Annotated in this window: 10 protein-coding genes; 6 read left to right on the top strand and 4 right to left on the bottom strand. The window is 36.4% G+C overall.

Features of this window, described 5'->3' with window-relative positions; translation table 11 throughout:
• The 6 genes from AB1630_07610 to glnA all read left to right on the top strand — a co-directional run.
• Positions 1-273 (top strand): four helix bundle protein (locus AB1630_07610; GenBank protein MEW6103659.1); only part of this gene is annotated, 273 nt, incomplete at its 5' end.
• A 62-nt stretch (positions 274-335) separates the two neighbouring features.
• Positions 336-776, top strand: coding sequence for a response regulator (locus AB1630_07605; protein MEW6103658.1), 441 nt, complete (start codon positions 336-338; stop codon positions 774-776).
• A gap of 4 nt (positions 777-780) precedes the next feature.
• The gene (locus AB1630_07600) at positions 781-1,797 is read left to right on the top strand and encodes an adenylate/guanylate cyclase domain-containing protein (protein ID MEW6103657.1); all 1,017 of its coding nucleotides are present in this window, start codon (positions 781-783) and stop codon (positions 1,795-1,797) included.
• A gap of 10 nt (positions 1,798-1,807) precedes the next feature.
• Positions 1,808-2,716, top strand: a complete 909-nt coding sequence (locus AB1630_07595) for a cation diffusion facilitator family transporter (protein MEW6103656.1) — start codon at positions 1,808-1,810, stop codon at positions 2,714-2,716.
• Positions 2,717-2,761: 45 nt separating this feature from the next.
• The gene (gene pheS, locus AB1630_07590; GenBank protein MEW6103655.1) at positions 2,762-3,748 is read left to right on the top strand and encodes a phenylalanine--tRNA ligase subunit alpha; all 987 of its coding nucleotides are present in this window, start codon (positions 2,762-2,764) and stop codon (positions 3,746-3,748) included.
• Between the two features lie 115 nt (positions 3,749-3,863).
• On the top strand, positions 3,864-5,189 hold the full coding sequence (glnA, locus tag AB1630_07585) for a type I glutamate--ammonia ligase (GenBank protein ID MEW6103654.1): 1,326 nt from the start codon (positions 3,864-3,866) through the stop codon (positions 5,187-5,189).
• A gap of 116 nt (positions 5,190-5,305) precedes the next feature.
• On the opposite strand, the gene AB1630_07580 is transcribed toward glnA, so the two are convergent.
• Genes AB1630_07580 through lepB form a run of 4 tightly spaced genes read right to left on the bottom strand, consistent with a single transcriptional unit; the run spans position 5,306 to position 8,933 of the window.
• Positions 5,306-6,460, bottom strand: a complete 1,155-nt coding sequence (locus AB1630_07580; GenBank protein MEW6103653.1) for an ABC transporter permease — start codon at positions 6,458-6,460, stop codon at positions 5,306-5,308.
• Between the two features lie 14 nt (positions 6,461-6,474).
• Positions 6,475-6,858 carry a hypothetical protein gene (locus AB1630_07575; GenBank protein MEW6103652.1) on the bottom strand — a complete coding sequence of 128 codons (384 nt, stop codon included), beginning with the start codon at positions 6,856-6,858 and terminating at the stop codon, positions 6,475-6,477.
• Complete coding sequence (locus tag AB1630_07570; GenBank protein ID MEW6103651.1) at positions 6,858-8,225, bottom strand: class II fructose-bisphosphate aldolase; 1,368 nt, start codon at positions 8,223-8,225, stop codon at positions 6,858-6,860. Before AB1630_07570 ends, AB1630_07575 begins: the two co-directional genes overlap by 1 nt.
• A gap of 45 nt (positions 8,226-8,270) precedes the next feature.
• Complete coding sequence (gene lepB, locus AB1630_07565; GenBank protein MEW6103650.1) at positions 8,271-8,933, bottom strand: signal peptidase I; 663 nt, start codon at positions 8,931-8,933, stop codon at positions 8,271-8,273.
• Positions 8,934-9,295: the final 362 nt, after the last annotated feature.

Raw genomic sequence — 9,295 nt, 5'->3', positions numbered from 1 at the left:
TTAGTTGATCAAATCCGAAGGTCATCCCGTTCGGTATGTGCAAATATTGCAGAGGCATGGAGGAAAAGGCGATATAAATCCGCATTTATTGCCAAATTAAGTGATGCAGAAAGTGAAGCATGCGAAAATCAGGTATGGTTAGAATTTGCAAACCGATGTGGTTATATAGATTCTATTATGACAACAAAGATTAACTCAAATTATGACCAAATCATTGGACAGATTATACGAATGATTGAAAAAGTGGATAAATGGTTAATTAGACAAAGATGATATTCTCCTTTTCTCTTTTTCTTAAGATTCTCCGTTTCACAAAGAGGGGGTGAATGAATAAAATGAAAGAAAAAATTATTCTTTTGGTAGAAGACGACTTAAATGATGTTGAGCTTGCGATAAGGGCTCTTAGGAAAAGCAATATCACAAGTGAGATAAAGGTATTGCACGATGGAAAAGAGGCAATAGACTACCTCTTTGGAGAGGGTGAATATAAAGAGAGGGATACAAGTATTCTTCCTGCTGTAATACTTTTGGATTTAAAGATGCCAAGGATTGGTGGTTTGGAAGTATTACACAGAATTAGGCAGGATAAAAGGACAAAAGATGTTTCTGTTATTATCTTTACATCCTCAAAAGAGGAGGAGGATATGATTGATAGCTATAGCTTGGGTGCTAATATTTACTTAAGAAAGCCATTAGATTCCACCCATTTTAATAAGGTTGCAAAACAGCTTGGTTGGGCTACACTTGTTGGTCTTTCTAAAGATGATACCAATTAACCTTTTGATAATTGAGGATTCAGAGGACGATTGCCTTCTTATTGTAATGGAATTGAAGAGGAACGGATTTGATGTATCCTTTAAAAGAACAGATACGAAAGAAGGAATGGAAGACCTTCTTGCTAAAGAAAATTGGGATATAGTAATTTCTGATTACCAGATGCCACAATTCAATGGCTTTGAGGCATTAGAGGTATTTAAGAAGAAAAACATTGATATTCCATTCATTATTGTTTCGGGAAAAATAGGTGAGGAGCTTGCGGTTTCTGCAATGAGAAAAGGGGCTTGCGACTATATCTTAAAGCAAAATCTTATAAGACTAGCCCCTGCTGTAAAGAGGGAATTACAGGAAGCTTCTGAGAGAAGGGAAAAGCGAAGGCTTGAGGCAAAAAAGAGGCTTTTTGAGAGGATGGTTTCTCCATCCATTATTGAAAATCTTGACCCAGATAACCTTCCATTAAAAGGAACATTACTTCCGATTACAATCCTCTTTGCAGACATCAGGGGTTTTACAAGCTTTAGTGAGAAAAAAAGCCCTGAGGATGTATTTTTATTCCTGAATCGCTTCTTAGCTCCTGCCTCTGATTGTATCCTTAAGGAGGGTGGAACAATTGATAAATTTATGGGCGATGGAATTATGGCATATTTTAATGCACCCCTTCCCCAAAAGGACCATATATTTCGTAGTATAGTTGCTGCCTTAAATATTCAATCCCTAACATTAGAATTATACAGGGAATTTCCAGAAAGCTCCTCTCTTTCCTTTGGCATAGGCATCCATTCTGGAGAGGCTGCTTTAGGATTGCTGGGTATAGGTAAACATATAGAATATACAGCAATCGGAGATTGTGTAAATATTGGAAAGAGGATTGAGGAAAATGCAAAGGGAGGAGAGATATTGCTCAGCAAAGAGGCATATAATGAGGTAAAGGAAAGGGTTGTTGTTAAGGATAAACTTTGCATCCTTCCCAAAGGAAAAACTACACCGCAAGAGGTCTATGAAATTATTGGGATAAGATGATTAGGATTTAATGCAGGCTTCTATCAGCAAGAAGAAAACCTATGCCGCTTTGATTTCTGTTTTATCAAACACTATTCTGGTCATTTTAAAATTGCTCATTGGGATTATTACTAATTCAATTAGCATTATCAGCGAAGCAGCTCATTCAGGGATAGATTTAATGGCATCTTTCATCGCCTTTATAGCTGTAAAAAAGGCAGAAATCCCACCGGACGAAACCCATCCCTTTGGTCATGGAAAGATTGAGAACCTCTCGGGCATTGTTGAAGGAGGGCTTATTTTTGTGGCTGTGTTTTTGATTGCTTTAGAATCTATAAAAAGGATTTTTGTAGGAAGACACTTACACTCTATTGACTGGGGATTGGGAATAATGGTTTTTTCTAGTATTATCAATATTTTTGTCTCAACCTGGCTTTTTAAGGTATCTAAAGAGACAGATTCAATTGCCTTAGAGGCAGATGCCTATCATCTTAGAACAGATGTCTATACCTCATTGGGTGTTTTGGCAGGGTTATTGGCTATTCGCTTAACAAAGATAGAAATCCTTGACCCATTGATTGCTTTAGGCGTTGCCATTTTTATTACAAAAGCAGCCTGGGAAATTACAAAGCGCTCAGCTGCTGGACTTATGGACCAAAAGCTACCTGTTGCTGAGGAAATGCTAATCAGAAACATTATCAACAAACACTACCGGCAATTTGTTAACTTTCATAGCCTGCGTAGCAGGAAATCAGGCTCTGAAAGATATATTGACCTTCATTTGGTTCTTTCTAAAGATATGACATTAAAAGAAGCACATAATTTTTGCAACCATTTAGAAAAAGATATTGCTCGTAAGTTGGCTCGCTCTAAAGTGATGATTCATGTAGAGCCTTGTAATGGGAAATGTGAAAGATGCCAACAAGAGTGCCAGTCTTAAAAATAATTGATATTCCTTCATTTTTATTGATATAATTATTTTGCTATGCTAGAGATTAAAAAGATACAAGAAGGTGCATTAAGGGAGATAGAGGAGGTAAAGGAAGAAAAGGGGCTTTTTTCTATCAAAGTAAAATATCTTGGGAAGGCTGGGATAATAACATCTGCTTTGGCTAATATAAAAAATATTCCCCAAGAGAAAAGAAAAGAGATAGGAAAAGCCCTTAATGAAGCAAAGAGAGAAATAGAAAAGGCAATATCTGATAAAAAATTTATAAAAGGAGAAGAATTCTTTGATGAAACACTCCCTCCTATTATGCCAAGGATTGGAAAGAAGCATCCTATCACCCAGACAATGGATGAAATTGTTGATATATTCATTCAATTGGGATTTTCCATTGAAGAAGGGCCTGAGATTGAGCTAATAGAGTATAACTTTGATGCCCTAAACATCCCTTCCCATCATCCTGCAAGGGATATGCACGATACATTTTATATTGATAATGAATATTTATTGCGAACCCATACATCGCCTGTTCAAATAAGGGTAATGAAGGAGAAAAAGCCACCCATTAGAATAATTGCACCCGGAAGGGTCTATAGGAGGGATGCAGACATATCCCATTCTCCAATGTTTCATCAGGTAGAAGGCTTGCTGGTTGATAGAAACATTACATTTGGCGACCTAAAGGGCATCCTTTCATTTTTTCTTTGTGAGGTCTTTGGAAGGACAAGCAAGATAAAGTTTAGACCAAGCTATTTTCCATTTACAGAGCCATCCTCTGAGGTTGATATAGGTTGTATCTTGTGTAGTGGCAAAGGTTGTAGAACCTGTAAGAATACAGGCTATCTTGAGATACTTGGGGCAGGGATGGTAGACCCTGAGGTATTTAAATATGTTGGCTATGACAGTGAAGAATATACAGGCTTTGCCTTTGGTCTTGGTGTTGAGCGGATTGCGATGCTAAAGTATGGGATAGGAGATATAAGGCTATTCTTTGAGAATGATATGAGATTTCTTGCAAGTGTTTAGCTGTTTTAATCCTATGTATGTGTTCAGCGAAGCAGAATAGTAAAAAAAATTGGTTACCAAAAATGCCAATTTTTTACTATACTAATACAGAAAATTAAATGTAGGAGGTATTAAAATGAAGACAAAAGATGATATTCTCAAATTGGTTAAGGAGAATAGGGTTAAGTTTATCCGCTTATGGTTTACAGATATTGTTGGGCAATTAAAGAGCTTTGCCATAACAGACAAAGAGCTTGAGCGGGCATTAGAAAATGGAATGGGCTTTGATGGCTCATCTATTACAGGTTATCAGGATATTGAGGAGAGCGATATGATTGCAATGCCAGATTGTGAGACATTTCAATTGCTTCCCTGGATGCCAAAAGAAGATGCTGTGGCAAGGATGTTCTGTGATATTTTAATCCCAGGAGGGAAGGCGTATGAGGGAGACCCAAGGTATGTCTTAAAAAGGGCATTGGATAGAATGAGAAAGATTGGTTTTGACCATTACTATATTGGACCAGAGCTTGAATATTTCTATTTTAATTCATCTGATTCCACAGAGGTTCTTGATAAGGGAGGATATTTTGACTTAACAACCCTTGATGCAGGAAGTGATTTAAGGAGGGAAACAATTCTTGCCCTAGAGGCAATGGGAATAGATATAGAGTATAGCCACCATGAGGTAGGTCAAAGCCAACATGAGATTGATATGAGGTTTTGTGATGCTTTGCAGATGGCAGACAATGTTATGACCTATCGCCTGGTAGTAAAAGAAATAGCCCAAAAATTTGGTGTCTATGCAACATTTATGCCAAAGCCTATATTTGGCCAGAATGGCTCTGGAATGCATACACATCAATCTTTATTTAAAGGAGAAAAAAATGCCTTTTTTGATAAGGACGACAAATACCATCTAACAGATATTGCCAAGAGATTCATTGCAGGCCAATTAAAGCATGCAAAGGAGATGTCCGCTGTTTTTGCCCAATGGGTAAATTCTTACAAGAGGCTTGTCCCTGGCTATGAGGCACCTGTTTATATTGCCTGGAGCAATAGGAATAGGTCAGCTCTAATTAGAATTCCCGTCTATCATCCAGGGAAAGAGCAGTCAACACGGGCAGAGCTAAGATGCCCAGATCCTGCCTGTAATCCATACCTTACATTTGCTGTTATGTTGAATGCTGGATTGGATGGAATAGAGAATGGATATGAATTAGAAGAACCAATGGAGAAAAACCTTTATCATTTAAGCGATGAGGAAAGAAAAGAATTAGGGATTTCCTCATTACCAGGAAGCCTAGGTGAGGCAGTTGTAATCGCAGAAAAAAGCGAGCTTGTTAAAAAGACATTAGGAAATCATGTCTTTCCAAGGTTCATTGAGCTAAAGAAAAAGGAATGGGAAGAATACCGGATTCAGGTTACAGAATATGAGCTAGAAAAGTATCTTTCTATTTTGTAATAGTGCTATGTAACATAAGTTTTTAATAGTTGTTTCTCTTTAGTAGCAAAAAATTAATGTTATAGTGCAGTACAACAGAAATTTTTCGGCAAAACTCCTTTACTTCTGACTTCCTTTTATTCCTCCCTTAGTGCATCAGAAAGGCTAATCTTTGAAGCAAAAAAAGCTGGGTATATAGAAAAGAGAATAGAAAGAACAAAGGAAGATATGGAAATCCAAAAAACAGAATGTGTAGAAATGGTAAAGGGAAGGGAGGAGATATAATAAACATCCCCTGGAAGCTTAATAAGAGAGGGTATAAAATGTCCAACCAAAAGCCCAAAAATTATTCCTGTGGTCGTTCCTAAAAAACCAATTATGCCTCCCTCAATGAGGAATATTAAAGCAATTGATATTTTTCCTGCCCCAAGCAATCTTAAAATTCCAATCTCCCTCTTTTTCTTTATAATTGTTATAGTTAGCAAAGAAAATAGGGAAAATAAAGAAACCAAAAGGATAATTAAGAGGATAATTGCCATTACCTTTCTCTCAAGCCTCATTGCATCAAAGAGGCTCTTATTAAGCTCATTGTATGTCCTAATAAAAAACTCCTTTGGTAATATTCTGTATAACCTTTCCTTTACCTCTTCTGCTTTAGAGACATCTAATAGCCTTATCCCTATACCAGAGGCACCTTCAACACAGAAGATTTTCTTTGCAGATAATAGGGTTATATAGGAAACAGAACTATCTATATCATACATTCCAGATGTAAAAATCCCAGAAACCTTAAAATCAGAAACCCTTGGCATTGCTAAATCCTTTGCTGTAATTAAAGAAATGTAATTGCCAATATTAGATTGAATATTCCATCCAAGCTCCTTTCCAATAAGGATGGAATTTTCATCCTTTAACCATTCTCCTTCTATCTCTATTCCGCTTGGATTATCCAATCCTAAAACAATCCCACCAGATACTTCTTTTCCCTTAAATATTGCCTTTTCTTCAATGTATGGAAAGATGCTTGTAATTTCTCTATCATCTATTCTTTGCAAGATTTCCTCGTAATTTTTAATATAGCCATCAATATGGGTTATTCTGATATGTGGAGAGCTTCCAACAATCCTTTTTTTAAGCTCAATTTCAAAGCCATTCATTACACCAAGGATAACAATTAAAGAGGAAACACCAAGGGCTATTAGGGAAATACAAATACAACTAATAATAAAGAAGATTCTTTCCCCTTTTTTTCCGAAGATATTTCTTATTGCAATGAGGAATCTAAAATCCAACTTAAGTTTATCGCCTATTTCAAATCCATCCTTTTTATATGGAGAAGGCGATGTCCTAGCATATCAACAGCAGCTTGGGACTGCTCAAGGACTATATAGCCTATTAAAGGCTCATAAAAGCCATCTTCTGGTTCCATATCCACAAAAACAACCTCGCTGTAAATCTTCCGAAATCCCTCTATTTGAATCTCTACAGGGCCATAAATTTTACCCTTAATTGTAGCTTGAGTAGCTGTTTCTAATTCTACCTCTTCAATTAAATTTAATTCTCCTAGCCTTTCTTTCCATACACTTGGAAGAATCATATAGGATGCACCCGTATCTACCAATGCATCACATTGCAGAGATTTTTTTGGATTTTGTGCATTAGCAATTCTTACTGATGTAACACTTCCCATTATTCAAGTATTTCAGGAAATGGTTTTGGATAATATAGAGGTTTAAAAAGAGAGGTGATTTCAGCTGTATTTGTGTTAGTTACTTTAAGCATCTTAAAGATAGTTAAAAATTTTTCCTCTAATTTTTCCCTTATATTTTTCTTTGTATCATCTTTTAGCTCAAAAAAATCCTTTTTAAATGGACCAAACCCTTTTTTCCTTGTTTTGTAAAGAAATTGGGTTTCTGTCTCGCCCTCTTTCATCTCTTTCTTACAAGATTCTCTTAAATAGACATAAATTTTTTCCCTAAATTCATCTGGAATAAGGTTATAGACCATATTTTGAAATTCTGTTGCAAGGTGAACCTCTGCCACATCTGTTTCTGGAAATTTATTGAAGAGCTGCAATGGAAGGGTTGATGCACCATGCTGGACAGTGCCAGCAAGTCCATATTCCTTTGAAACCTTTGAGAGGACATCTAGTGTATTAAAATCAAGCTTTACATCAGCTACGCCACCAGAGGGAAGGGGAACTCCTCCATGCACTGTTCCTGTTTGAACAGCCATCTTTGATATGCCAATCTTTATCCCCCTCTTTTCTATTTCGGTAAGATAGCCCCTCATATATTCCCTTAGCTCTTCTTCATTTGAATTTTTCCCTCCTATTTCGCCTATTTCACCACCCAAAGAGACATTTATTCCCTTTGGCTCAATCTTTCTTATATATTCTGTAAGCTCTGCGGCAGATGTAAAATTATTCCTTTGCTGCTCATAAACATTTGGCTGTGAAAGATCAACAAGGACAGATGTATCAAGGTCTATATTGTAAAATCCAGCCTCGATTACATCCTTTATTAAAGCCTTCACATTCTCTATATCCTGTGGAATTTTCCTTCTTATCTGGAAGTGGTCTCCCTGAATAAACACAGGAAAAGATATACCCTCCTTTATCCCTGCTGCTATAATTGATGTAGCATATTCATCGCCTGGCTGCTCTGTATATTCCATTTCGCTCCTTGCAATCTCAAAGATAAAGAGAAAGGAATTGGTTATTTTAGAAGCAGAGAATACAGCCCTTGCTGTATCATAGGTAAGACCCCTGATATTGATTGCAGGAACGGTTATATTTGGGAATTCTCCTTTTCCCTTTTTTTCATAGAATGGATAGATCGAGGAAGGGATTATTCCAAAGCCATAGCCGATTTCCCTGATCAGCCAACGGCAGGCATCCTTTATCTGGGGGTCTTCATTAAACAGGGCATTATAAACAAGGGAATCAATAAGTTTCTCCCTTATTTTTTCTTTATCTAAAATACAAGCCCTTCCCTTTAAAATTTCTACCTTCCCTAAAATATCACCCAATAATCCTTCTTTATCATAAATCTTCATACCCCCTATTTTACATTATAATGAATGTATTTTGCAATTTTTAATTTAATAAATCAATCCTATGCGATGGGGAGGCCAGATGATAAAAACTACTTTTCCTGTGATATAATCCAGCGGGACAAATCCAAAGTGTCTACTGTCTTCGCTATTATTCCGATTATCTCCCATAACAAAGTATTCTCCTTTGGGAACCTTTATTGGCTTATCCCAGTTGTCTTTCTTGGTAAATGTAGACTTTGCATATGACTTTGATGGTCCTATATAGACGGCATATGGCTCATATAAGGTAATTCCATTTATATAGACCTTCCCATTCTTCATCATTATTTCATCCTCTGGCATTCCTACTATCCTTTTTGTTCTTTCCTTACGCCACCAGCGCCATTGACTTACAAATGCTTCAGGTATATAAAATGTAATAACATCACCCCGCTTGGGCTTTATCCTATATAACCACCTTGTTGTAAATGGAACCCTCAGTCCATATCTACAAAGTAATTCAACAAAACAATCACCTGGCTTTATTGTAGGAAACATTGATTTAGTGGGTGCTGTATATAAGGAAATAACTTGCGTAAAAATAATAATCATACTTAAACAAACTCCAAAGATAATTAATGCTACATCAAAGCCAGTTACAGGCCCCTTTTTTATTTTTTTTACTATTAAGAAAACTAAAACTGATATTATAGCTGCAACAAGTCTCATTCTCCGCTTCTATTTTATCACCCCAATCTTTCCCATTGCCTTTTGGTTTTTATTATTGGTGATAAGATAAAATATGGCTCTTCACGGAATTTAGTGCAAATAAGTAATTTGTTTAAATGTTGCTTCTGATAAGGGTATAATATCCTTTTAAATCCCTCAAAAAGGAGGATAACTTAAGACAGATGCAACAAATAAATTATCTCACAGAATTATTAGGATTTCAAGGATTTTTTGTAAGGGGAACAGAAAAAAGAAAGAATTTAGGATGTGTGATGAGGTTGTTTTAGACTTGGAAAGAGATGGAGGGTATATCTGTAGTGGATGTAACCAGGAGGTCTATAGTAAACATAGCTCCTATTACG

Source organism: bacterium (genome assembly GCA_040753555.1).
Taxonomy (GTDB): Bacteria; UBA9089; UBA9088; order UBA9088; family UBA9088; genus JBFLYE01.
The sequence above is the reverse complement of the archived record's forward strand: the minus strand, read 5'-3'. Positions and strand labels throughout refer to the sequence as shown.